This is a genomic window from Kamptonema sp. UHCC 0994, assembly GCF_029167235.1.
GTDB lineage: Bacteria > Cyanobacteriota > Cyanobacteriia > Cyanobacteriales > Microcoleaceae > Kamptonema.
Genome location: NZ_JARFTR010000158.1, coordinates 12,256 through 36,058, shown reverse-complemented (window position 1 = coordinate 36,058; position 23,803 = coordinate 12,256). Strand labels below are relative to the sequence as shown.

Below are 23,803 nucleotides of genomic sequence, written 5' to 3'. Positions count from 1 at the left end.
GTATTTTAACCCCCTAGAAGGCGGCGTTACGGAGATATATTAATGGTCTTGGCGACTAAAACTATATTGCTTTGGCAATGATAGTGCGGTGGCGAGGACTATTGCAGGTAATTGTGGGTACTGCAAAACCAGCTTCTACTAAAGCGGCGCTTATATCTAAACTGAAATACTGATCCAAATAAGGTTCAGTGCTTTTGAGCAAAGTCAAGATATAAGGTGGCATTTTGGCATAAATTTCCGATTGAGGATTCATGTCCATAATTGCCAAATGTCCATTAGGGCGTAACAATCGCTTTGCTTCACGAAATATTTGCATTGTTGCAGTTTGTGGCAACTCGTGACACACTAAAAAGATGGAAACTAAATCAAAAGATGCTGAAGGTAAACCTGTTGATTCTCCTGCCGCGTGAACCCAATTAATTTTTCTGTTTTGTTGTTGTGATTGATACTGGGCAACTGCTAGGAAATAAGGCGATAAATCTACTCCTGTAATCTTCGCTTGCGGATAGGTATTTTGCATAGCAAAACTACTCATGCCGACGCTGCATCCCAAGTCTAAAATATCAATGGGTTCATGAATAATTTGAGCTTTAAGAATGTCGTGGTAACTTTGGCGAAGCTTGGCATCTCCTTGTGCGCCTGCATCTGGCCAAATTCCAGCATGAACTGCACGCGCTGCAACTCCGACTTCTGTGGCAGCTTCCCAACTCATATTACCCTGTTCGTAAGCATGAAATGATGTTAGGTAATATTTCGGGTAACTTAAGTTGGGATTTTGCACGCTTTGCATTTCTGTATCCCAGTTGCGGGCTAAAAGTGCTTGGGCTTCTTCTCGCCAATGTACTCCTATTTTTTCTGCTCGTTTAATCATCATTTCGCGTGCTTGGTGTTTTGCCAAGTTAGCTAAGGGCTTTATGGAGAGTACGCCATTTACTAAGCGCGAAGCAAGTCCCAGATTTGTATTAGTAGCAACAGTCATTTTTTGTATTTTTTCTCTAGTAGGGTGCAAATGCAGTGCTATAGCTGACTGCACTCAGTCGTTGATTATACTCCTTTTATTACCACTTAGCAATACGGTCAACAATTAATGGTTAATAGTTTAATCAAGTTATTAGTTTTTAATTCCTTAATACAGTTAACAATAACCTAATTTTTGGGTTTGAGTCCTAAGAGTGCATCTACTTGAGCGGTTAACGGATCTGGGTAAGTTGTAGTAATTCCAATTCCCTGAATTGAATTCAATATTGCGGTTGTTTGTGGTGGTAATAAAGTTGGTTGTACAGACAAAACATAGCGGTTTGCCCAAGACATAGTTTTTTCTACATCCCAGTAAAAATAACCCTCGCTTGGTTGGGCTAAAGATTTGGCGATCGCAAAGGAACTAGGACTGCTAGCAGGTGACGGCGGTTGTGCAATAATTACATCAATCAGAGGCCCGCCAAAGGCTACAAAAACTGAATTTTGATTCAGCCAACCGTGACCAAATACTGTCCCCTGTTGCGGAATTTTCCATTCTATTACCTCTGTATCCTTAATTTTTCTGGGGGCTACACTTACTGATGGGTTACTTCCAGCGATCGCGTCGAGTTTTTTCAGTGTGGCTTCAGCTTGAGCCCGATCGCTCGTTTCAAAAATCATCGCACCCCCCATCCCTAACTGAGATAAAATCCCTTCCTTAGATGCGATCGCACCTACGGCAAATTCCCCATCCATCCAACCAAAAACCTCTCGATCGGCATTTAATTCTAACCGTTGAAAACCCTGTTTGATCTGTAAAATTCCCTTAGCAACGTCAGGACTATCTTTCGCTTCATTCGTCATCTGCAACCAAATTTTACTAAGTCCTTTTCCCCCAATCAACGCCACAGTTTCCGCCGGAAATCTATCTGCTAATTTATTAGCTGTCTGCTGTTGTGACTTTTTTGTTAATAACGGATCTAACTGCGAGATTACCTTTAACCTCACTCCTTGCTCGTCTACTCCCAGCCCCATAACTACAGACTTAATTTGCTTGAATTGCGATAAAGCAGTCGAGGGTAATTTAGTATTATCTGGCAAGTTGGTACTCAATTGCTGCATCAAAGTTGGATAGTCAGCAACGAAAATAGTAACAATGGGGTTTGGCACTCCTGCACTCTTGGCAAGAATAGCGGATGCACTCTGTTTGTTGGCAATGTTTATTTTTCCTTGAAACGTATCAACGGCTGCTTCTACAGTCTTTCTGTAAGGAGCGATCGCTAATTGATTACCCAACAAAGCCACGCTGTAACGCTTGCCACTCTTTTCTATGACATCAGAAATTTTAACTCCCTTATATTCGGTTTCCTCAGTTTTTGTCTCTTGTTGGGCTTTCAATTTGTTAGCAAAATTCCAAGCGCTGACTTTGTTTCTAATACTGACAGCAAGCAGTAGTTTCGGAGGGTCTGTTTTAGCAGTTTCCGATGGCGGAAGTAGTGCAATTGCGACACCGCCTACCCAAGGCTTGATGTCTCTGTCAAAATCGATATCGGTTCCAGCTAAGCTCTGCTTTTGGAAGTCGTTTAAACTCTTATCAATCAGGGTTTGAGTTTCAGGGCTGCCAAATCGCTGCAACTGAATCAAAGCTCTAGGATTGGGGGAGATAAAAGTAGCCATTATTGCATCGGGCGGTACAACTTGAGCAAGTTCTTGAGGGCTAAATACTTTGTTTGCAAAACCTTTGAAGTAAAAAAAGGCGGCAGCACTACCTGCTGCAACTACGGCAGCAATTATTATAAGTTGTGATTTTTTTACAGGCATTATTTTTAAGTGATTTGTCAAGTAATTGTACTCTGAATATTAAGAAAGATAAGTAATTGCTTATGTGGGAGATTTAATCAAATAATTTAACTAACTGGTAAACTAAAGTCTAGGAAAGGTCTTCGATCCCTAGCTTTGAGGCGGGGGGCTTTGAGACTGGTTTTTTGTAAATTGCAAACGGCCGCAACTTTGGAGTGGATTTGATAGATGAAAGTAGCGATCGCGGGAGCGACGGGATTTGTAGGCAGTCGGCTAGTAGAGCGGCTGCATCAGTCAGGGCATCAAGTGCTGGTTTTGAGTCGCGATTTAGCGAGAGCTCGGCGAGTTTTTCCAGCTTTAGCCTATCCTAATTTAGAAATTATTGCTTATACTCCCACAGCATCAGGTTCTTGGCAGCAGGCTCTAGGGGGTTGCGATGGTGTGGTGAATCTGGCGGGGGCTCCCATTGCTGAGGAACGTTGGACGGCTGCACGCAAACAAGAAATTATCGACAGCCGCAAGCTGACTACGGAGAAACTGGTAGAGGCGATCGCTAATGCTAATCCTAAGCCTTCTGTGTTGGTGAGTGGGTCTGCGATCGGCTATTACGGTACAAGTGAAACGGCGGCTTTTGAGGAAAGTAGCCCCCCTGGGGATGATTTTCTGGCTGAAGTTTGTCAAGCTTGGGAGGCGGCGGCTCGGCCTGTGAAGAGTGCGGGGACGAGGCTGGTGATTTTGCGGTTGGGGATTGTTTTGGGAATGGGAGGTGCGATCGCGAAAATGCTAGCTCCTTTTAAACTCTTTGCTGGTGGCCCTATTGGTACCGGGAAACAGTGGTTTTCTTGGATTCACCGGGAGGATGTGGTTAATCTAATTTTGTTCTCGCTTACGCATCCCCAAGTTGAGGGAGTTTTCAACGCTACAGCACCTAACCCGGTTCGCATGGCCCAATTTTGTCAAACTTTAGGAGAGGTTTTACACCGTCCTTCTTGGCTACCCGTACCAGGTTTTGCCTTGGAGGTTTTGCTAGGAGATGGTGCAAAAGTGGTTTTGGAAGGTCAGCAAGTTTTGCCAAAACGCACTTTATCTTCTGGTTTTGAATATCAATATCCTGCTTTAAGGGAAGCATTAGAAGAAATTTTGGCTTCTGCTTAAAAGAAGGGACTAGGGGCTAGGGGCTAGGGGCTAGGGGAAGAGAGGGGAGAGGGGGAGCGGGGGAGCTCTTGAGCAGGGGAGATGAGGAAACTCTTTCCCCAATTGGCAATTAGCCATTAGCCATTAGCCATTACCAATTACCAATTACCAATTACCAGTTAAGTAGTCGGACATAAATAAACGCAAGAATGTCATTGCGAACGGAACGATAGTGAAGTGAAGCAATCGCAGGGGTTTGGGATTGCTTCGCTGGGCTCGCAATGACATTATTTATTTTTGTCCAACTACTTAACAGTTAACAGTTAACAGTTAACAAAAAAAAGTGGCTGTCTCTGGAACCAGGACAGCTACTTATAAATCGCATATTAAAATCTGTGCGAGTGCCAGTTTAATATTAGGCTTCGGCAGATTTATGGGGAAGTTGTAAATTATCTGGATCAACATAGTGGCATACAGCATTATCAAGACAAATCAAAGCCCATCCAGACTTATCAATACTCATCAGCTTATAGGAAGCTGGCTGAACAAAAAAACCTTTGTGATTGCGGGTTGCGGGTCTCACATTAACGTTGCTGTCATTAGTCATAATCACACAACTCCTGGTATTATCTAAGGTGTTCTAAAAACTGGCGACAATGATTATTAATCACCGAAGTTTTCAAATCCTAACATCAGTTTTATGAATTTTCTATAAAGTTATTTAATGAATTATTACAATTTCTCAATAAAGAGGAAGATTTAAAGTTTTCATCCTCCTTAAGAAATAGATTGAAGCTCTCTACACCTCTAGCAGCCATTGCTTCACGCGGATTAAACTCTTCCAGTCCGGTTTTTTAGTTAATCCTTCTTCAAGATTTTTTTTAACTTCCTCCAGCCATTCTGAGGAAGCCATAACCATCTGCTGCGCCATTTCTATATGAGGACGCACTCCTTTTTCGCCAAGTTCCAGCATTGCCAAAGCCATGTTAATGCGAGACTGGGGATCGTGAGGATTGAGTTTGACTGCGGTTTTTGCTGCTTTCAGGGCTGGGGCGGGCTTGCTATCTAACAGGTACAGCCAAGCGAGGCTAGTCCAGGCGTTGCCATTTTTAGGAGCGCGATCGCATACTTCCTTAAATACTGGAATCAATGTCGAAGCGGTTTCGCCAGCTTGATAGCGCTCTAATCCGTCTTGAAAAAGTTCTTCAGGTGTTTTGGTCATTGTTTAGTTAAGTTCAGATTCTGTTTTAGGGCAGTTGTAGGGGCGGTGCCCCCGTGCCCGCCCAGAGTTTTGAGTTAAAGAATTATTACTTAAAACTTAAAATTCATAACTCATAACTCAGGAACTCCAGTCGCCAGTTCTGATTTTAAGCAGAAAAGGATTTACCACAACCGCAGGTTTGACTAGCATTGGGGTTAGTGAACTGGAAACCGCCCCCGATCATAGCATCACTGAAGTCTAGTACCAAACCGTAGAGATAAAGAAGGCTTTTGCGATCGCAAACTACCTGAAAACCGTTGTAGTCGAATACTTCATCGTGTTCTCCAACGGTGCTGGGGTCGGTGAAATCCATCATATAAGACATTCCAGAGCAACCGCCTTGGCGCACGCCTACGCGCAAACAGAGGTCTTTACCCTGTTTGTCTCTCAAGGAGAGAACTTGGCGGATGGCGGATTCAGTCATCTGAATGCCTTGTTTTTCAGAAATGGCTTGTGTCATCGGCTTGCCGAACTCCTGATACTATGTATCTGCTAATTCTTTAATTTTATCCTTAATATTATTTTACAGGAATCAGCCATCTTGTCCCCCCTGGATCTCCGTACTCAAAGCCCGATGCCCTCTGGAACCATAAGGTTCTATGATTGAGAAGCGGTAATAAACCTCATAACACCGCATTAATGCTTCACCTTTTCGGGCTTACTCTATGGCAGCTCTCAATCGAACTACTCTCCGTCGGCTACAAAACTTACAGCAAATTCCCAGCGTGTGGGAAGGCGATCGTCGCCCCTTGTCTCCTGATGCGATGTCGGAGGAAGACATGGAAGGCCCTGGCGACTGCATTCTTTGGGTAGACGGTTCCGAAGGAGTAGTACGAGCAATGGACGTGGTAGCCCCTGAAACTGGGCCGGAAGCTGTTGTACGCTCCTTGCTACGGGCGATGGAACATCCCCAAAGTCCGGCTCCAGTTGCTCGTCCCCAAAAAATAGTAGTTAAAGACAGACAAATTCAGTTTTTCCTGCGCGGCGTGCTTCAGGATTTAGATATTGCGATCGACTATGTACCCGATTTGCCTCTAATTGACGAAATATTCCGGGGTATGCAAGAAGTTGCTCTCAACCAGCCACCGCAATATCCGCCTCAATACGCGGAATCTTTGCGAGAAAAAGCCGGGAATATTTGGGAGGATGCGCCTTGGGATAGCTTGGCCGAACATCAAATTGTTTCGATTGAGTTGAATCAGTGGGATGTTGCTACTATTTACGTCTCCGTACTGGGTAGAGGAGGTATGGATTACGGGGTGTTACTATACCGTTCTCTAGATTCCCTGAAGCAGTTTCGGCAGCGGGTAGTAAATGAAGAATCTTTTGAAAATTTGGAACAGGCTTTTTTAGGTCAAGATTGCTTATTTGTCACGTTTGAAAGTAGCAATGAAAGTGACGACGATGACGATGATGATGTTGATTTAGCTAGCTTGCCAGCCTCGGAAATTGAGCCTAATTTTGGCAATCTCCATCCTTTAGAAGGGTTACGTTCTATTCTTTATGAAGAAGAGGCGCTGACTGTTTTAGTTGCATTGGAAGCTTTTCACCGCTTTTTACGGGCATCGCACCGGAAGCTTGCCGATGGTCAATTCCCTAGCATTACGACGCGCTATCGCATACCAGTTCCTCAATCAGAGGGGGAAAGTAAGTTAATGTCAGTGAAGGTTTCAACTATGCCGGAGGTGGCGGAAGAACTCTGGGATATGGTTGCTGATGATGACGATGATGACGATGATGATGATATGGAAATGCCGCTGCTGCGCGATGATTTAGTGCCGCCAAATTCTTTACTCAGCATCGGTGTATTGCCTTGGGAAACGGTAAATTTTCTGCGGGAAAAGGGGCTGTTTCATCAACCTGCGGAGACTGATATTGAGGCAGTAGGAGATGGTTTGCCTGTGGTTTTGATCCAAACTTCAGCGCCGAAGGCGAAGACGATGATTAATGATTTGCAAGAAGCGGGAGGGATTAAGGCTTTTTGTTTTAATCCGGGGGAAGATATGTTTGCAGAGGAGCATTATGATTTAGGAATTTTACAGGCTCATAGTGGTGATTTATACTTGTTTGGTGAATTTGTAGCAGACGATCCGGTGCATGAGGAAGCTAGGAAAAAGTGGGATCGCCGCTGTGAAGTTACTAAGGGTTGGTGCGGTTTGATTATTTCTAAGGGAATCACGGGTGCGTCGCGCGGTCAGCCTCAGTATAAGGATATGATGGCTTTGTTTGAGGTGCGATCGCTTCCTCCGAAAGAGTTGGGAATTGGGCCGCTGCAGTTAATGCCAATGTTTTGAGGAAGGAAGGCTGCGATCGAGTTGGAATCAGTGCACAGAAAGTACAGAATGTATTTAGGGGTGCAAGGGTGACAAACTTAAGGATTATGGGGCATTATGAAAAATTTAGGCGTAAGTTACCTTTTCTGGGCCGGCTGGTTAATCGGTCTAAGCGGACTCCACCGCCTCTACAATGGCAAAATTGGTACAGGTTTACTGTGGCTATTCACGGGAGGACTGCTAGGTATCGGCCAAGTCGTCGATTTACTACTGATTCCCAGCATGGTGGATGAACAAAATGCCAATATCAGAGCAAAACTGGGTGTATCCGGCACGGGCTTACCCACATATCACCAAGGAAGTATCGCACAGGTACTTGTCAAGCAAAACCCTGAACAATTAATGGTCAAACTCCTCAAAGCCGCTTATGCCAAAGGAGGAAAGCTATCTGTCACCCAAGGTGTGATGGCAACTGGCGCTAGCTTTGCTGAAGTAGAAGCAACTCTCACAGAATTACTCAAAACTGGTTACGTCAGTGTCGATAATGACCCAGCCACAGGCATTGTCATTTATGACTTCCACGAACTTTAGGAGGAACTACCAAAATAAGATAAGATGGTTGTTTGTCTATAAAAGCAAAAACTATTTACTGTCATGGCTGTCCCTAAGAAGAAAACCTCGAAATCCAAGCGGAATATGCGTAAGGCCACTTGGAAGCACAAAGCAACGGTAGCTGCTCAAAAAGCTCTCTCCCTTGGCAAATCTGTTTTGACTGGGCGTTCCCATAGCTTTGTCTATCCCAGCAATGAAGAAGAGGAAGAAGAATAGAAAAAGCAATCCGGGAATTTGTAGAGGCGGGATTAATCTTGCCTCTATAATATTTTTAATACCATCGTCTGTTAAGATTTACGCACGCTTGACGTAACGCCGCCATCCTGGCGGTAAAGAAGACGTAACGCCGCCATCCTGGCGGTAAAGAAACCGCCAAGATGGCGGCGTTACAGATACTCTTGCGTAACTTCTAAATTAGCAATTAGCCATTAGCAATTAGCCATTAACTATTAAATAGCGTTTAAAACTATCTTCAATTTTGTCACCAATTCCTTCAACCCAATTTTCATCTTGTTTCGTGTAACTACGCGGCGCGTTAGCACCTAAAATTAATACACCATCTTCGCCAATAGGCTGACAGATAACACCCTGAGTATTCTCTGGCAAATAGTCAAACTCGATTCTCCCCGGATAGAGATTAAGGTTTACCAAATAAACTGGCTTTTTTTTATCAATTACCCGCTGCAAAATTGGGCCTGGCTTAACTTCGGAGTTAATGCCTAAAATTCCGCGTCGCAGAATTACTTTACCGCGATACCAAATGAGGAGCGATCGCGTGGCAGTATTAGTTAACAACAAATGCGATATCCAAGCTAATTCCGTTTTAACAACATCCGGTAAATCCGGTGCTAGTTCAAAGCCCTCAACTCCTATTAATTGTACTGAATCAGGCGATCGCGCCTGTACCTGTTGCCATAGCAAACCTGTTAAAATTAGCAAAGCGCTCAAAATCACCCCCAAAGCATCGGAACGACTTTGAGAACTTGTCAACTCTGGTGTCAGCAAGCGGTTAAGCATTAATAACACGCCAGCCAAACCACCAGCAGCAAGCGGTAGCAGCCTCAAAATTCTATTGGGGTCAGATTTAGCCATAGCTTACAATGGGGAAGAGGGGCTAGGGGCTAGGGAAGAAGAGAAGAGGGGCTAGGGGCTAGGGAAGAAGGGAAATAAGGGAAACAAGGGAATAGAATTAGCGAGTTTGGTGGAACTCAGAACGTCTTAACCGCCAAGGCGGTTGCTATAAGTTTTGAATTTCTAAGTAAGCAGATATATCGGACTTACCGTTTTACGTAACGCCGCCCTCTGGGCGGTTTAATTAATTACCGCCAAGATGGCGGCGTTACAAACACTTAAGTCTTTAACTCAAAACTTAAAACTCAAAACTCAAAACTTTTTAGCCAACCTCCCCAGGTTCTACAATGCGCTGGAACAGGTAGCCAGTACCGCGTGCGGTTAGAATTAACTCAGGATTGCTAGGATCGTCTTCCAACTTTGCCCTTAGCCGCGAGATGTGAACGTCCACAACGCGGGTGTCTACGTGGCGCTCAGGCGTATATCCCCAAACTTCCTGCAAAATTTCCGATCGCGAAAAAGGCTCTCCAGAACGGCTTACTAATAGCTCTAAAAGGCTAAACTCCATTCCCGTCAGCCGAATGCGTTCGTCCCCTTTGTAAACTTGCCGCTTATTGGTATCAATTCTGATATTGGTGACATGAATAACGCCGGAACTAGGAATACCCGATGCACCATTTTTGTCAACTCTCCGCAGTACCGAACGGATGCGGGCTTCTAATTCCTTGGGAGAAAAAGGCTTGACAACGTAATCGTCGGCCCCCAATTCTAAACCGGTGATGCGATCGGCAACATCCCCCAACGCCGTCAGCATGATAATCGGTACGTCTGACTCCTTCCGCAACTCCTGACAAACGCCGTAACCATCTAGCTTTGGCATCATTACATCCAGTACCACAAGGTCAGGATCGGTATTGCGAAAGGTATCTAGGGCTTCTTCGCCGTCAGCAGCAGTGACGACATCGTAGCCGATCATCGACAGGCGAGTTTCCAGAATGCGGCGGATACTGGCTTCGTCATCGACTACTAGAATTTTTTCCTTATGGTTTTCCAAATTCCCCAACACTCCTTAAGTTACATTACTGATAAGTTAATTTTTTGTACCCTATCATTAAGACACAAACTCTTTTAATCACTTGTGTTCGGCCTGAAAGCCTTGTTATTGCTATTATTCAGGCTTTTTCAAATGTTAAGGTTACTCTATATTGTAAACAATGCCAAAGCCTCGAACACAATATGTTTGTCGGGAATGCGGCTACGAGTCGCCCCAATACTTCGGCAGGTGTCCTAGCTGTCAGAATTGGGACTCTTTTGATGAACAGCTAGAGATTATTCCCACAACTCCAGCGGGCCGAGTGGGTTTGACTGGCGTAACCACTAGGGAAACGGGCAACTTAACGCCAGATAAGTCGAATGGTCAGCCGAGAGCATCTTTCAAATTATCACAGATTGCTGACCAATCACAGTCGCGTTGGCCTTCTGGTTATGCGGAATTGGATCGGGTTTTGGGAGGGGGGATTGTTCCGGGTTCTTTGGTGTTGATTGGGGGGGAACCGGGGATTGGGAAATCAACGCTGTTGTTGCAGGTGGCGAATCAACTGTCGCGCAAGGATCGGATATTGTATGTGAGTGCGGAGGAGTCGGGTCAGCAGGTGAAGTTGCGATCGCAACGTTTGGGTGTTGCTACTCCGGTAAATTTGTCCGCCAATGGCGGACAAAATGGTAATGGTAGTGGGGAAAAGGCGAAGAATTCGGGCGATCGCGAAATAGACAATTCAGCGGATAATTTTTACTTACTCCCGGAAACTGATTTAGAGGTGATTTTGCGAGAGTTGGAATCGCTGAAACCGAATTTAGCAGTAATTGATAGTATCCAGACGGTTTATTTTGCTAGTTTAACATCGGCTCCGGGTTCTGTGGCGCAGGTAAGGGAATGTACTTCTGCCTTGATGCAGGTGGCGAAGCGGGCAAATATTACTTTATTTATTGTCGGTCATGTGACGAAAGATGGGGGCTTAGCGGGGCCGAGGGTTTTAGAGCATTTGGTCGATACTGTACTTTATTTTGAGGGCGATCGCTTTGCTTCTCACCGATTGTTACGTTCTATGAAAAACCGCTTTGGTGCAACTCACGAAATCGGTGTTTTTGAAATGATAGCAAATGGGTTGCGAGAAGTCGATAACCCCTCGGAGTTATTTTTGGGCAACCGAGATGAGTTTTCTCCGGGTACATCGACAACTGTTGCTTGTGAAGGTACTCGCCCAATTGTAGTAGAAATTCAAGCTTTAGTTAGTCCTGCAAGTTTTGGTTCGCCGCGCCGCGCTACTACTGGGGTCGATAATGCTAGATTGCAGCAAATTTTAGCAGTTTTGGAGAAGAGAGTCGGGATTCCGCTATCTAAATTAGATACGATTGTGGCAACTGTGGGCGGGTTGAAGGTGGAGGAACCAGCGGCGGATTTGGGAGTTGCGATCGCAGTAGTGGCTAGTTTTCGCGATCGCGTGGTGGATGCGCGGACTGTGTTATTAGGAGAAGTCGGTTTAGGTGGGCAAGTGCGGCCAGTTTCACAACTAGAATTAAGGCTGAGGGAGGCAGCTAAATTAGGGTTTAAACGGGCGATTATTCCTCACAATCAAACACCCCCAGATTTGGGGATGCAAATTATTCCAGTGGCGAAGGTGATTGATGCAATTATTGCCGCAATTCCTGCTACTCCCCGTCAATTGGAGTCAGATGATGATAGTTAAGGTTAACGGTTAACGGTTAACTGTTAACTGTTAACTGTTAACTGTTAACTGTTAACAATTACTTTTTCGCAGATTCGCTATCAGGTACAGTGATATTAACAAACGGTAATGCGCCATTACCTCCCATTACCGTTGGAAACTGACCATTCCATTTTTCAATTGCTTGCTGTTGAAGAAGTTCTGGAGTTAAAGTCATGCGCTGCAACCGTTGGGCCTCTGCTTGACCCTTAGCGCGATTAACTTGAGCTTGAGCTTCTTGCGTTGCTTTCAGTGCCAAAAATTCAGCTTGTTTAGCTTCTTGTTCCGCTATCTGCTTAGATTCTATCGCTTTGCTAAACTCCGGTGAAAAGCCGAAATTTACCAGAGAAACATCTCTCACTAGCACCCCATAAGGTGCTAAACGGTTTCTGAGACTCTTGTCAATTTCTGCTTTTAATTCCGTGCGTTTAGTGATAATTTCTAACGCTGTTTTTTTGGCAGTAGCAGCTTTTAGGACTTCGGAAACTGCCGGATTTAAAATTCCATCAACAATTTGTTCTTCACTCCCTACCTGCTGGTAAACTTGATTTGTCTTTGTGGGGTCTATATTCCAGTTTATTGCTAAATCGGCAGTAATTTTTTGCAAATCTTTAGATGCTGCATCTGCCTTCAAATCAGTTTTTTGTACTCGAACGCTCAGAGTTTTAACAGAGGTGACTATGGGTATAATTGGGTGAATACCTTCATCTAATATTTGATCCTGAACTTTGCCGAAGCGCATGACTACGCCTCGTTCCCCTGCATTAACAATGGTAAAAGGTTTAAAAAGCAAGGCTCCGATCAGGATGACAACGCCGCCGATGATGTATAGAGCAAGGTTGTAAGGAAAAGCTGTTTCGGTGGTTTTCATAATCTTCGCACCTTATATTAGTCTTATCTAGTATTTCTCTATGTTAGCCTTTGATTGAGAATTCAACTCTTATCTAAAATTAATTGCCGATAACACTAATTAAATGAAGATTTCGCAACGGCATGAATGGCCTCAGACTATTGAGGAGGCGATCGCCATTCAGCAGCAACTCCAGTCCGAGGTAATCGCCGAAGATCGACTCGGAACAATTCGCTATGTTGCCGGCGTTGATGTGGGCTATGAAGAAAAAACTGCGATCGCGCGGGCGGCTGTAGCCGTTTTGGCATTTCCTGACTTAGAATTAAAAGAACAGGCCGTTGTCCAAGTCCCTGTGAGTTTTCCCTATATTCCCGGTTTCCTGTCCTTCCGGGAAGTGCCCGCAGTGCTGGCAGCCTTAGAAAATCTCACCACTACCCCGGACTTAATTCTTTGTGACGGTCAAGGTTTAGCTCATCCCCGGAGGTTTGGTCTAGCTTGCCATTTAGGAGTATTGACACAAATTCCTACAATCGGTGTTGCCAAAACTCGTTTTATTGGAGAGCATGAACCAGTATCCTCCGAACGCGGAAGTTGGCAGCCCTTGCGCGATCGCAATGAAATTATTGGCGCTGTACTCAGAACCCAAAACGGAGTAAAACCGATATATATTTCCATCGGTCACAAGGTAGGCTTAAATAAGGCTATTGACTGCGTGATGCGCTGTACCCTAAAATATCGTCTCCCAGAGACAACACGGTGTGCCGATCGACTGGCATCAGGTTAACAGAGGAATGCCCAAAAACAGGAGTAGGAAAGCAGCAACGAGGGAGAATTTGATATTCCCTCAGAACTAAAATCAAAAATCAATTGTGGGTGCATTATACTAAGCACCTACGAATTAAGGAAATCTTTCCTGTACGGCTGAAAGTTTCATGCTTCCTCCGAAGTAAAGAAAGACTATCCCTTAGAAAGATGTACGAGGGTTTCAAAATTTTTAGAATAACCCTTAGATGCTAAAAACATTTGCAAACAAAGGAGCATTGGCATGGCAGAGAAAAGCAAGCGCGGGTTCGCCTCTATGGACGCAGAAAAACAGCGCGAAATTGCTAGTAAAGGCGGAAAAGCAGCCCACGCAAAAGGAACTGCCCACGAATTCACCCCTGAAGAAGCTAGACAAGCTGGCCAAAAAGGTGGAGAAGCAGTGAGCCGAAATCGTGAACACATGGCTGAAATTGGCCGCGAAGGTGGTCGCAAAAGCCGTAAGAGCGAAAGTGTGTAAACTAACAGCAGTAAATTTGCATATCATCCCCGTCCCATCCATTTAAATTGATAGGACAGCAAAAGCCCCCAAGGTGGGGCTTTTTGTTTGGGTTTATAGAAGAAGAAGAGGGAGAGGAGGAGACTGGGAGACTGGGAGAGGGGGAGAGGGGGAGAATTTTTCCCCAATTACCAATTACAGTTAACAGTTAACAGTTAACAGTTAACAGTTAACAATTACCAATTATGTATTCAATAACTTTAGAATGGACAGAAGCGGGTCAACTCATCACCTACACAATTCACGGAAAACAGGCGAGCAAAAATTTGGGAACTGTGCGGATCGGGCGCGATCGCACTCGGTGTGACTTAGTTGTATCCGATCCGACTGTATCTGGGCTTCACGTTGAAATATTTTTTAATGACCAGGAAAATGTCTTTTACCTGCGGAATTTGCGAGATAGTAACCCGCCGCTAGTTGATGGCAGAATCGTGAATCAGGGGGAAGTAGTTTTAGTTGCTGGTAGTTACATCTATTTAGGACAAGTGGAAATGAAAGTGGTTTCGGTTTCTGTTGATATCAGCAGGGTTCCCCCAACTATTTTACTACCTCCCCTAGCAAATGTAGCCCTGCACCCATCGCCGACGGGGCCGACGGAATACGGTTTGAAGTGTCCGAAGTGTCTGCACATTTCTCCCTACTCTCAGTTAGATATCGGGTGTCCTTGGTGCGGTACTTCTTTAGCAGCAGCGGTAAGTGTAGTGTTACCGCCGTCTGGTTCGCAGTAATATAGCCAAAGGAAGGAAGAAGGCTTTAGTTATCTAGGAGAGAAGGCTTTAGTTATCTAGGAGAGAAGGACAATGCGATCGCAGGATTTCAGTAATTAATAATGTCCTAACCGTCTTGGCGGTTGCTATATGTCAAAATTAAACATAAATACATTAGGACTTACGCACAGACAACGTATTTCTGTCATTGCGAAAGGCAAGCGGAGCGCAGTTGCGAGGTTTCCGAAGCAACCTCGAAGCAATCCCAAACCCTTGCTACATTGTTAAAATGCCTAAGTTCTGTAGATGTTTTACGACTTTTATCTTAACATTTTCTCTTCTATCTTCTGCCTTTCTCCCTTCTGCCTTTCTAGGTAATTCAATTTTTCTGTCTTCTGCCTTCTAAACTATGAATCCTCAACCCTTGCGCCTTCAACTCAGTTGGGAAGATACGGGCTTAGGCGATCGCCGCGAGCCCTTGCTGGAACTACCAATTGCTATAGGGCGAATTTTTGAGAGTATGCCGGCAACAATTAACGGCGATCGCGTTTCTAGAATTGTCTTCAACAGTAGCCAAGTCTCTCGGTTCCACGCCGTGATCGCTTTAGAAAATGGCAGTATTGTTGTGACAGATACAGGGAGTCGTAACGGTACTTTTGTTAATGGTATCCGCCAACATCGCAGCGTTTTGGCTAATGGTGATACTCTCCAAATTGGCCCCTATTCAATTGTTATTTACTTCTCACCTAGTCCTAATTTACTTAGTAGAAACTCCCAGATATTTTTCAATCCAAATACAAATTTTCCTGACCCCAATTGGTCTCCGCAAGTACCTATTTTTCCCCCTTTGCCATCTGGGTCTAGAGGAAGTGAGTTTCCCCCGGCTACATTTTTGCAATCTCCTGTTTTGACAGCACAATCAATCTATGCTACTGGCTTACCAGTTAGTGAAATTGAGTATACTGCAATTGGGGGAGGATTGGGTAGTTTTTTCTGGGTAAATTTACTGAGAATTTGTGGGGTGAAAACTTCTCAAGTTCTAGCTTTAGGGATGGAAGATAAACCCTATTCTCGCTATCAACGCCTTTGCCTTAATTCTCAAATTCCGCCCCATGAAAGATTACGTTCTAATTCGGATTCCTGTCCCGATAATATTTGGGGTTGGCCTCCCTACGCGGTGCGAGAAGCTTGGCGAGAATTGCTAGATGGACATTTTGGCAAGTCGTTGAAGTTAATGTGGCAAGTGTTTGCAGAACCAACTTTTGCTGAAACTTATACGCCCAAATCGGGTAATGTGTTCGATTCTATTGACAGAGAAGCTGATAGAATTGGCTGGAAAGAAATCTATCGCTATGGACGAGTTATGAGTATTCGCAAAACTGATGATGGTAGATATGCGATCGCTTATTCTTGTTCTAATGCTAATCAGCGTTCTCACGCTTTTGTAATCGCTAAGTACGTTCATTTAGCTACTGGCTATCCAGCGATTCAGTTCCTCCCTGATTTGCAAGCTTATCGCGAACAAACCCGTGATTTCAAGTCAGTTGTTAATGCCTATGAAAGTCACGATTTTGTCTATGAATATTTAGAACGTAATGGTGGTATAGTGTTGATTAGGGGTCGAGGAATTGTGGCTTCGCGGGTGATACAGCGGCTTTATGAAGCTAGGGCAAGAAATCAGAATATTCAAGTATTGCATTTGATGCGATCGCCTAAACCCCAAGGTAATAAATTTGGTCGCGCCAGACGAAAAGTAGAAAATCACTGTGAATTTCAACCTTTCAATTGGCCAAAAGCTTGCTGGGGCGGGGAATTGCGGGTAATACTGGAGAAGAGTATGACTCAAAATCGCCCGCAACTTCTGACTGATTGGGGTGGTACTACTACTGCTAATCGCAGCGATTGGCGGCGTATGATCCGAGAAGGGCTCAGTCAAGGATGGTATCAAATTACTTTTGGCGAAGTGGAAAGAGTCGAACGCGATGCTCAAAACCGCACGGTGACTTATATTCAGGAGAAGGGGTTAAAGGGACAACTACAGTTAGCTGCTGATTTTATTATTGATGCGACTGGTTTGGATGCTAAAGTCAAGACGAGTCCGCTTCTGGAGGATTTGGTGAGTCAATATAACCTGCCTCTGAATCATTTGGGGCGTTTGAGTGTTGCTAATGATTTTGAATTAGGGGAAATGCGATCGCCTTTAACTCCTGTTAATCAGGGGGGAATATCAAGCGCCCCTCTTTCTAAGGGAAATTGGGGCGATCGAGGAGGTAGAATGTATGCCGCAGGCGCAATTACTTTAGGTGGCCCCTACGCACCCGTAGACAGTTTCCTGGGTTTGCAGTACGCTGCCTTGTGTTCTATTGAAAGTTTAGCGGCGGCGCGAGCTCCTGGGATGCAGAGGTTGGGCATTTTGAGATCCCTAACTCAGTGGTGGAAGTGGGTCGGAAATCAATCTCCGGGATAAAAAATGCTCAATAAAAAACGCCCAATTTGGGGGCGCTCGTCAGGGTGCATCTACTATGCTTACTAGCATACACCCTTCAGGGGTAATACCCCTCAATTAATTAACAAAAAGTTACAATTCTGGTAATTGGTAATTGGTAATTGGTAATTGGTAATTGGGGAAAAATTCTTCCTTCTTCCTTCTTCCTTCTTCCTTCTTCCTTCTTCCTTCAAATGACTCCTACTCTCTTTGGTCGCTGGCAAACTCGATTATTACTATTTGCAACTGTGGGAGTTGCAGTAACAATACCATTTTTTTTAGGTTTAATTGGCTCTCAATCAGGTTGGATATTTTTCTGGATACTTGGATATATAGGAATTTTTGGGCTAATTTGGGATGTTTTATATATTTACATTCAGCAGTTCCGGTGGGATCGAGATTGGCCGGGAGTTTTTCAATTATTCGCAGGTGTTTGGGAAGCTGTTTTTTTGGTATTACTGATAAAAACGTTGGGTTTACCAGGAATAGCACAGGAAGATTTTGATTTAGTGGCCTTTGGCTTGCACTATAGTTTAGTCTGGATGACAATTTATCTCGCATCGCAAACATTACTCCGGGTTTTGTTTCCCTACTGGCGTTTTCGGGGAGGTCAGTGGTTTTAACTTGTTTCTAGTATATAGTATAATGATTTAATCGACAAATAGCTACTGTTATTTAATGAACAAACCTTACAGCATCTTCTCTTTTTTTGCAGGCTCAGGCTTTCTCGATTTAGGCTTTGAGTTGACTGGTTTTAATATAGCTTATGTCAATGAAATTTTCTCGCCATTTATGCAGGCTTACCGTTACTCTCGTAAATGCCTAAATCTGCCATCACCAGAATATGGCTACTCTGAAGGAGAGGATGCAGATGTAACTCGATTTACAGCAGGAGAAGAAGCGCTAAAGTTGCGAGAGTTGATACAGGATGCCCGTAAAAATAATGATATTATTGGGTTTATTGCTGGGCCGCCTTGTCCTGACTTTTCTGTTGGTGGAAAAAATCGAGGTCAGGAAGGGGAAAAAGGTAAACTTTCTGCTGCTTACGTTGATTTGATTTGTCAGCAACAACCGGATTTCTTTTTGTTTGAAAATGTTAAAGGTTTGTGGAGAACTCAAAAACATCGAGTATTTTTTGAGGATTGTAAAAATCGGCTAAATCAAGCTGGCTATGTATTGACAGAGCGACTAATTAATGCTATTGAATATGGAGTGCCGCAAGATAGAGATAGAATTATTTTACTAGGTTTCAGTAAGAATTTAATTAAGGATATGGGCATCAAACTTGATGAAGTGGGGCGAATGTTGCCTGAAGGTATTTTTCCTTGGAATAGTCAGATTTTATATCCCAAGTCTCAGGCTTTTGCTTACTCTTGGCCGTCTACGAATTTATTTAAAGAAGATTCGCTACTTCCTTGTGTAAATGGCATTCCTCAAGAGTTAACAGTTGAGTTTTGGTTCCAGAGAAATGATGTGATTAATCATCCCAATGCTGAACATTGTTTCAAGCCGAAAGCCGGGATTAAGCGCTTTGCTGTTGTTGATGAGGGAGATGATTCGAGAAAGTCATTTAAGCGGCTGCATAGATGGCGTTATTCACCGACAGCCTGTTATGGGAATAATGAAGTGCATTTACATCCTTACAAAGTTCGTCGGCTATCTGTCGCGGAGGTGTTGGCTATTCAATCTTTGCCAAAAGATTTTGTATTGCCGACTTCGATGACGCTAAGTAATATGTTTAAAACAGTGGGCAATGGTGTACCTTTTTTGGCGGCGCAAGGGATTGCTAAAAGTATGATTAAGTTTTTAGAGGCTAGTGAGTGGCATGAGTATACACCTCTTGTAAAAGTCTATTAGTCCGCGTAGGCGGACTTTGTTCGTGTAGCCGCGATTTGAATCGCCTGGATATTTTTGCTGTTGAGTGGGTGATTGAAAAATAACTCGCAAAAACACCTGAGAAAAGTCTATAATTTATAAAGGTTTAAAACCTTAATTCTATAAATTGCCCACAGCCTACTATGACCGTCACTCCCCGCCGCTATCACATTACCACCTTCGGATGCCAGATGAACAAAGCCGACTCAGAACGCATGGCCGGCATCCTAGAAAATATGGGTTTTGAGTGGTCTGAAGACCCCAACGAAGCCAGCTTAATTCTCTATAACACTTGTAGCATTCGGGACAGTGCCGAACATAAAGTTTATTCCTATCTGGGAAGACAAGCCGGCCGCAAGCGTGTAGAACCAGAGCTCACTTTAATTGTCGCTGGATGTGTGGCCCAACAAGAAGGTGAAGCATTACTCAGGCGAGTTCCTGAATTGGATTTAGTGATGGGGCCGCAACACGCAAATCGCTTACAAGATTTGTTGGAACAAGTATTTGATGGCAATCAGGTAGTTGCTACTGATGCCGTACATATTATGGAAGATATTACTAAGCCGCGCCGCGATAGTAAGGTGACAGCTTGGGTGAATATCATTTATGGCTGTAATGAACGCTGCACTTATTGTGTAGTGCCGAATGTCCGGGGTGTCGAACAGTCAAGAACTCCTGAAGTAATTCGGGCTGAAATGGAAGATTTAGGTCGTCAAGGTTACAAGGAAGTAACTTTATTAGGTCAAAATATTGATGCCTACGGTCGCGATTTGCCAGGAACAAAACCCGATGGTAGCAATCAACATACATTGACAGATTTGCTTTATTATGTCAGCGATGTACCGGGGATTGAACGGATTCGTTTTGCAACTAGCCACCCGCGTTATTTCACCGAGAGGTTAATTAAGGCTTGTGCCGAATTGCCCCAGGTATGCGAACATTTTCACATTCCCTTTCAGTCTGGGGATAATGAGATTTTAAAGGCGATGGCACGAGGTTACACGCAGGAAAAATATCGGCGAATTATTGATACAATTCGCCAATATATGCCCGATGCGTCAATTAGTGCGGATGCAATTGTTGGTTTTCCTGGGGAAAGTGAAGTACAGTTTGAAAAGACGTTGAAGTTAGTAGCTGATATGCGGTTTGATTTGGTAAATACAGCGGCTTATTCACCTCGTCCTGCGACTCCTGCGGCTTTGTGGGATACTCAGTTAAGCGAAGAGGTAAAGGCTGATAGGTTACAACGGTTAAATTATGTGGTTACTCAGACGGCAATGGAACGTTCGCAGCGCTATCTGGGACGGATTGAAGAAGTGTTAGTCGAAGACCAAAACCAGAAAGATTCAACTCAAGTTATGGGCCGGGGACGCGGTAATCGTCTCACGTTTCTACGGGGAAATATTGACGAATTAAGGGGTCAGCTAGTGCAGGTGAAAATTACTGATGTTCGTGCCTTCAGTTTAACCGGCGATCTGGTATAATGACTCAGTTTCATAATTTGCAAATTAGGTTCTAAAATGAAGACATTAAAACGAGTTAATGTTCGTGGGTATAGTCAAGGTAAAAGGTTGCTTGGCTTGACGCTGATTTCGGGAGTTTTGGGGATTAGCTTTTTTGGTTGTGCTCAAACAACTCCTGAAGCTAATGAAACGGCAGTAACTCCGAAACCGACTGCAACAAGTGCAACTCCAAAACCTAATTCTACAACTCCTACATCTCAAGCGAATCAAACAACTGTAACTCCAAAACCTAGTCCCACAACTCCAGCATCTCAAGTTAATCAAGCACCCCAATCTGAGTTACCAAAGCCTAATGCAGCAGGAGACTATCAAAGAACATCTCATAAATATTGGCAAGTTGTCGATCCAAGTGGTAAAGGTGTTGCTTGCCGAATGGGAAAATCTTCCATTGAACAAATACAAACTCCAGGGAACTCTGTTGTATTAGATATTGCTAGCTGGCCTGTAATTGGCACTTTTAAGCAGGGACAAAGTTTTGAAATTAACCTCGGCCCTGCGGGATTTGGAGTGTTAGCTGACAATAACAAACAACCCTGGATTTACGTAGAAAAAAGCTCGGTTCAAGGTGCACCAAGTAAGTGTTTTGTTCGGGCTAATAGCAGTTCTGTTAAACCAGTGCAGAAGTAGTAGGGGAGATTATAAGTATGATTGGGGGTTGATAAATGTTGCAGAAGTTCGACAATAAGGTAAGGGAACTTGGTTTTCCTATACCTTATCCTCAACCCTCAGTGTATATTAGTCGAAAAGTTAGGAGTATGAAAAATGACAAAATTACGGGTAGGGTTGTTATTTGGCGGGCGTTCTGGGGAACACGAAGTCTCAATTAGTTCGGCAAGGGCGATCGCGCGTGCGATCGCTTCAGACCAAAATGCCAGCAAATACGAAGTTCTGCCCTTTTACATCCAAAAAGATGGTCGCTGGTTAGCAGGAACAGTGCCTCAACAGGTCTTAGAAACGGGAAAACCCCTACAATTAGAGGGGGAAGATGCGATCGCCAGTTTACAGGAAAATTTAAGTCTCACTCCTCAATCCCCAATTGCCTACGGTCAATTCCCAAGGCCCGATATTGTCGATGTTTGGTTTCCCGTCTTACATGGGCCAAACGGCGAAGACGGTACTGTACAAGGGTTGCTGAAATTAATGCAAGTACCTTTTGTCGGTTCTGGGGTTTTGGGCTCGGCAATGGGAATGGATAAAATTGCGATGAAAATGGTATTTGCCCAAGCTGGTTTACCTCAAGTAAAATATACCACCGTCACGCGATCGCAAGTTTGGTCTAACCCTTGCATTTTTCCAAAATTATGCGACCAAATCGAGGAAAATTTAGGCTATCCCTGCTTTGTGAAACCAGCAAATTTGGGTTCCTCGGTAGGAATTTCTAAAGTGCGATCGCGCCCAGAACTTGAAACCGCCCTCGACAGCGCCGCTAGTTACGATCGCCGCATAATTGTGGAAGCAGGAGTAGTTGCTAGAGAATTAGAATGTGCCGTCTTAGGTAACGACCAACCCAAAGCCTCTGTAGTTGGCGAAATTACTTATAAAAGTGATTTCTACGACTACGAAACGAAATACGCAGAGGGGCAAGCCGATCTATTTATTCCCGCCCAAATCAGCGATGCGATCGCCTCTCAAATTCAATCAATGGCCATCGAAGCATTTTTAGCTCTTGACTGTGCTGGTTTAGCACGAGTAGACTTCTTCTATGTCGAATCTACAGGTCAAATCCTAATTAATGAAATTAATACCCTCCCTGGATTCACAGCTACCAGTATGTATCCCCAACTTTGGGCAGCTTCCGGGATATCCTTCGCTGAATTAGTAGACCGCTTAATTCAATTAGCACTAGAACGCCATACTGAAAAATTTTGAAAATACAATTCATGAGTTAGAATTTAGAAGATATAAATAGTCAGAAATAATTAAACGTAGGGTGGGCATTGCCGCTAACTATCTCTGGCTATAATTTGCAAGATTTGCAAGCGGTAATGTTCACCCTACAAGTATACTAACCTGGCTTATATGAAACCTGTCAATCAAATGCCGCGAGCGTGGATGTGGGGATTGTTATTTCCCCTAGTGGTACTCAACTCTTGGTTACTTCTCCTAGTATTTGAATACTTTCGCTCTCTGATCACCGTTTTTGTAACAGCAACCGTACTATCTTTTTTACTAGATTATCCTGTTAATTTCCTGCGACGGTACGGCGTAAAGCGGCAGCAAGCAGTTGTCTTAGTATTATGTCTATTTTTACTAATATTAATAGTATTAGGTGTCACCCTTGCTCCTATTATTCTCGCTCAATTAAATGAGCTTGTCACACGCCTCCCTAGTTGGATAAATTCTGGTACTGAACAGTTTGAGACCCTACACAATTGGGCAAAAAATCGCAATTTACCTATTGATTTAAGAGGTTTTGCTAAGCAAATTAGTGAGCGTTTTTCCACTCAATTACAGTCAGTTGTAGGCCAAATTTTAAGTTTTGTAGTAGGCGCAGCCGGGAGTCTCTTAGACTTACTAATCACGGTAGTTTTGACATTTTACTTACTGCTGCATGGTCAGAAACTATGGGATGGTTTGTTTCAGTGGTTTCCCTCTCAATTGGGTAGCCAAATACGTGAGTCATTACGGATAAATTTTCAAAATTATTTCATCGGACAGGCTACCTTGGCAACTTTTATGGGGATATTAATGACAGTAGCTTTTCTGATTTTACAGGTTCCTTTTGGCTTATTATTTGGGTTAGCTGTAGGCGTAATGACTCTCATTCCCTTGGGAGCAGGCTTGAGCATTAGTATTGTTAGTTTGCTGATGGCGTTGAACAACTTCTGGCTGGGGATGAAAGTTTTAGCTGTGGCTACAGTCCTCGATCAAGTAATTGAAAATGGGATTGCGCCCCGCCTTTTAGGAGGTTTTACTGGACTCAATCCTGTATGGATTTTTATATCGCTATTAATAGCAACTAAAATCGGGGGATTAATCGGTTTATTAGTCGCTGTTCCCCTCGCAGGTTTTATTAAAAGCACTGTTGAAAACCTGCGAACTTCGTCAATAATTTCAGAATCTGCAATTGAAGAGTTAGAATAAATCAGTCAAAAAAATTAAGGCTTAAGCTGTTCATTTACAGTCGATAAGGTATTGCTAAGCTGCTACGTAGCTTTTCATTCAAATTACT

Annotated in this window: 23 protein-coding genes; 15 read left to right on the top strand and 8 right to left on the bottom strand. The window is 43.8% G+C overall.

All coding sequences use genetic code 11. The features are described from left to right. Positions 1–61: 61 nt before the first annotated feature. Positions 62–979, bottom strand: coding sequence for a class I SAM-dependent methyltransferase (locus PY364_RS14990; protein WP_275523670.1), 918 nt, complete (start codon positions 977–979; stop codon positions 62–64). A 167-nt stretch (positions 980–1,146) separates the two neighbouring features. Continuing rightward, entirely contained in the window at positions 1,147–2,778 is a 1,632-nt protein-coding gene (locus PY364_RS14985) for a DUF3352 domain-containing protein (protein ID WP_275523668.1), read from the bottom strand. A 207-nt stretch (positions 2,779–2,985) separates the two neighbouring features. On the opposite strand from PY364_RS14985, the gene PY364_RS14980 reads away from it, so the two are divergent. Next, positions 2,986–3,912, top strand: a complete 927-nt coding sequence (locus tag PY364_RS14980) for a TIGR01777 family oxidoreductase (RefSeq protein ID WP_275523667.1) — start codon at positions 2,986–2,988, stop codon at positions 3,910–3,912. Between the two features lie 394 nt (positions 3,913–4,306). On the opposite strand, the gene PY364_RS14975 is transcribed toward PY364_RS14980, so the two are convergent. The 3 genes from PY364_RS14975 to PY364_RS14965 form a co-directional block, all read right to left on the bottom strand. Further along, positions 4,307–4,498 (bottom strand): hypothetical protein, encoded by a 192-nt coding sequence (locus PY364_RS14975; protein WP_275523665.1) that lies wholly within the window; start codon positions 4,496–4,498, stop codon positions 4,307–4,309. Positions 4,499–4,690: 192 nt separating this feature from the next. After that, entirely contained in the window at positions 4,691–5,113 is a 423-nt protein-coding gene (locus tag PY364_RS14970; protein ID WP_275523663.1) for a hypothetical protein, read from the bottom strand. Between the two features lie 145 nt (positions 5,114–5,258). Next, a complete protein-coding gene (locus PY364_RS14965) occupies positions 5,259–5,612 on the bottom strand; it encodes an iron-sulfur cluster assembly accessory protein (RefSeq protein WP_272030718.1) in 354 nt (117 codons plus the stop codon). Between the two features lie 205 nt (positions 5,613–5,817). Here PY364_RS14965 and PY364_RS14960 point away from each other — a divergent pair, with 205 nt between their 5' ends. The 3 genes from PY364_RS14960 (at position 5,818) to rpmF (ending at position 8,253) form a co-directional block, all read left to right on the top strand. Then, on the top strand, positions 5,818–7,446 hold the full coding sequence (locus PY364_RS14960; protein WP_275523660.1) for a hypothetical protein: 1,629 nt from the start codon (positions 5,818–5,820) through the stop codon (positions 7,444–7,446). A 96-nt stretch (positions 7,447–7,542) separates the two neighbouring features. Further along, entirely contained in the window at positions 7,543–8,016 is a 474-nt protein-coding gene (locus PY364_RS14955) for an NINE protein (RefSeq protein WP_275523658.1), read from the top strand. Between the two features lie 63 nt (positions 8,017–8,079). Then, on the top strand, positions 8,080–8,253 hold the full coding sequence (rpmF, locus tag PY364_RS14950; protein WP_019487419.1) for a 50S ribosomal protein L32: 174 nt from the start codon (positions 8,080–8,082) through the stop codon (positions 8,251–8,253). 219 nt (positions 8,254–8,472) lie between these two features. Here the strand turns inward: rpmF and PY364_RS14945 are convergent, their stop codons facing one another. Both PY364_RS14945 and PY364_RS14940 read right to left on the bottom strand, forming a co-directional pair. After that, entirely contained in the window at positions 8,473–9,129 is a 657-nt protein-coding gene (locus tag PY364_RS14945; protein ID WP_275523656.1) for a cofactor assembly of complex C subunit B, read from the bottom strand. A 301-nt stretch (positions 9,130–9,430) separates the two neighbouring features. After that, entirely contained in the window at positions 9,431–10,162 is a 732-nt protein-coding gene (locus tag PY364_RS14940) for a response regulator transcription factor (RefSeq protein ID WP_026103763.1), read from the bottom strand. A 160-nt stretch (positions 10,163–10,322) separates the two neighbouring features. On the opposite strand from PY364_RS14940, the gene radA reads away from it, so the two are divergent. Then, positions 10,323–11,855, top strand: a complete 1,533-nt coding sequence (gene radA, locus PY364_RS14935) for a DNA repair protein RadA (protein ID WP_275523654.1) — start codon at positions 10,323–10,325, stop codon at positions 11,853–11,855. A gap of 58 nt (positions 11,856–11,913) precedes the next feature. Here the strand turns inward: radA and PY364_RS14930 are convergent, their stop codons facing one another. After that, a complete protein-coding gene (locus tag PY364_RS14930) occupies positions 11,914–12,744 on the bottom strand; it encodes a prohibitin family protein (protein ID WP_275523652.1) in 831 nt (276 codons plus the stop codon). A gap of 103 nt (positions 12,745–12,847) precedes the next feature. On the opposite strand from PY364_RS14930, the gene nfi reads away from it, so the two are divergent. From nfi to PY364_RS14880, 10 genes are all read left to right on the top strand, one after another. Continuing rightward, positions 12,848–13,507: a deoxyribonuclease V gene (nfi, locus tag PY364_RS14925; RefSeq protein WP_275523650.1), complete on the top strand. Its 660-nt coding sequence runs from the start codon at positions 12,848–12,850 to the stop codon at positions 13,505–13,507. A gap of 261 nt (positions 13,508–13,768) precedes the next feature. Beyond that, a complete protein-coding gene (locus PY364_RS14920; RefSeq protein WP_007358087.1) occupies positions 13,769–14,002 on the top strand; it encodes a KGG domain-containing protein in 234 nt (77 codons plus the stop codon). Between the two features lie 224 nt (positions 14,003–14,226). Then, positions 14,227–14,769 carry an FHA domain-containing protein gene (locus PY364_RS14915; RefSeq protein ID WP_275523648.1) on the top strand — a complete coding sequence of 181 codons (543 nt, stop codon included), beginning with the start codon at positions 14,227–14,229 and terminating at the stop codon, positions 14,767–14,769. 388 nt (positions 14,770–15,157) lie between these two features. Next, the gene (locus tag PY364_RS14910; protein WP_275523646.1) at positions 15,158–17,215 is read left to right on the top strand and encodes an FHA domain-containing protein; all 2,058 of its coding nucleotides are present in this window, start codon (positions 15,158–15,160) and stop codon (positions 17,213–17,215) included. A gap of 212 nt (positions 17,216–17,427) precedes the next feature. Next, positions 17,428–17,856 (top strand): hypothetical protein, encoded by a 429-nt coding sequence (locus PY364_RS14905; protein WP_275523644.1) that lies wholly within the window; start codon positions 17,428–17,430, stop codon positions 17,854–17,856. Between the two features lie 55 nt (positions 17,857–17,911). Further along, positions 17,912–19,090 (top strand): DNA cytosine methyltransferase, encoded by a 1,179-nt coding sequence (locus PY364_RS14900; protein ID WP_275523642.1) that lies wholly within the window; start codon positions 17,912–17,914, stop codon positions 19,088–19,090. Positions 19,091–19,251: 161 nt separating this feature from the next. Further along, positions 19,252–20,592, top strand: a complete 1,341-nt coding sequence (gene miaB, locus PY364_RS14895; protein WP_275523640.1) for a tRNA (N6-isopentenyl adenosine(37)-C2)-methylthiotransferase MiaB — start codon at positions 19,252–19,254, stop codon at positions 20,590–20,592. A gap of 36 nt (positions 20,593–20,628) precedes the next feature. Continuing rightward, positions 20,629–21,258: a hypothetical protein gene (locus PY364_RS14890; RefSeq protein WP_275523637.1), complete on the top strand. Its 630-nt coding sequence runs from the start codon at positions 20,629–20,631 to the stop codon at positions 21,256–21,258. A 135-nt stretch (positions 21,259–21,393) separates the two neighbouring features. Continuing rightward, on the top strand, positions 21,394–22,500 hold the full coding sequence (locus PY364_RS14885; RefSeq protein ID WP_275523635.1) for a D-alanine--D-alanine ligase: 1,107 nt from the start codon (positions 21,394–21,396) through the stop codon (positions 22,498–22,500). 150 nt (positions 22,501–22,650) lie between these two features. Next, positions 22,651–23,715: an AI-2E family transporter gene (locus PY364_RS14880; RefSeq protein WP_275523633.1), complete on the top strand. Its 1,065-nt coding sequence runs from the start codon at positions 22,651–22,653 to the stop codon at positions 23,713–23,715. The last annotated feature ends 88 nt before the right edge of the window (positions 23,716–23,803 follow it).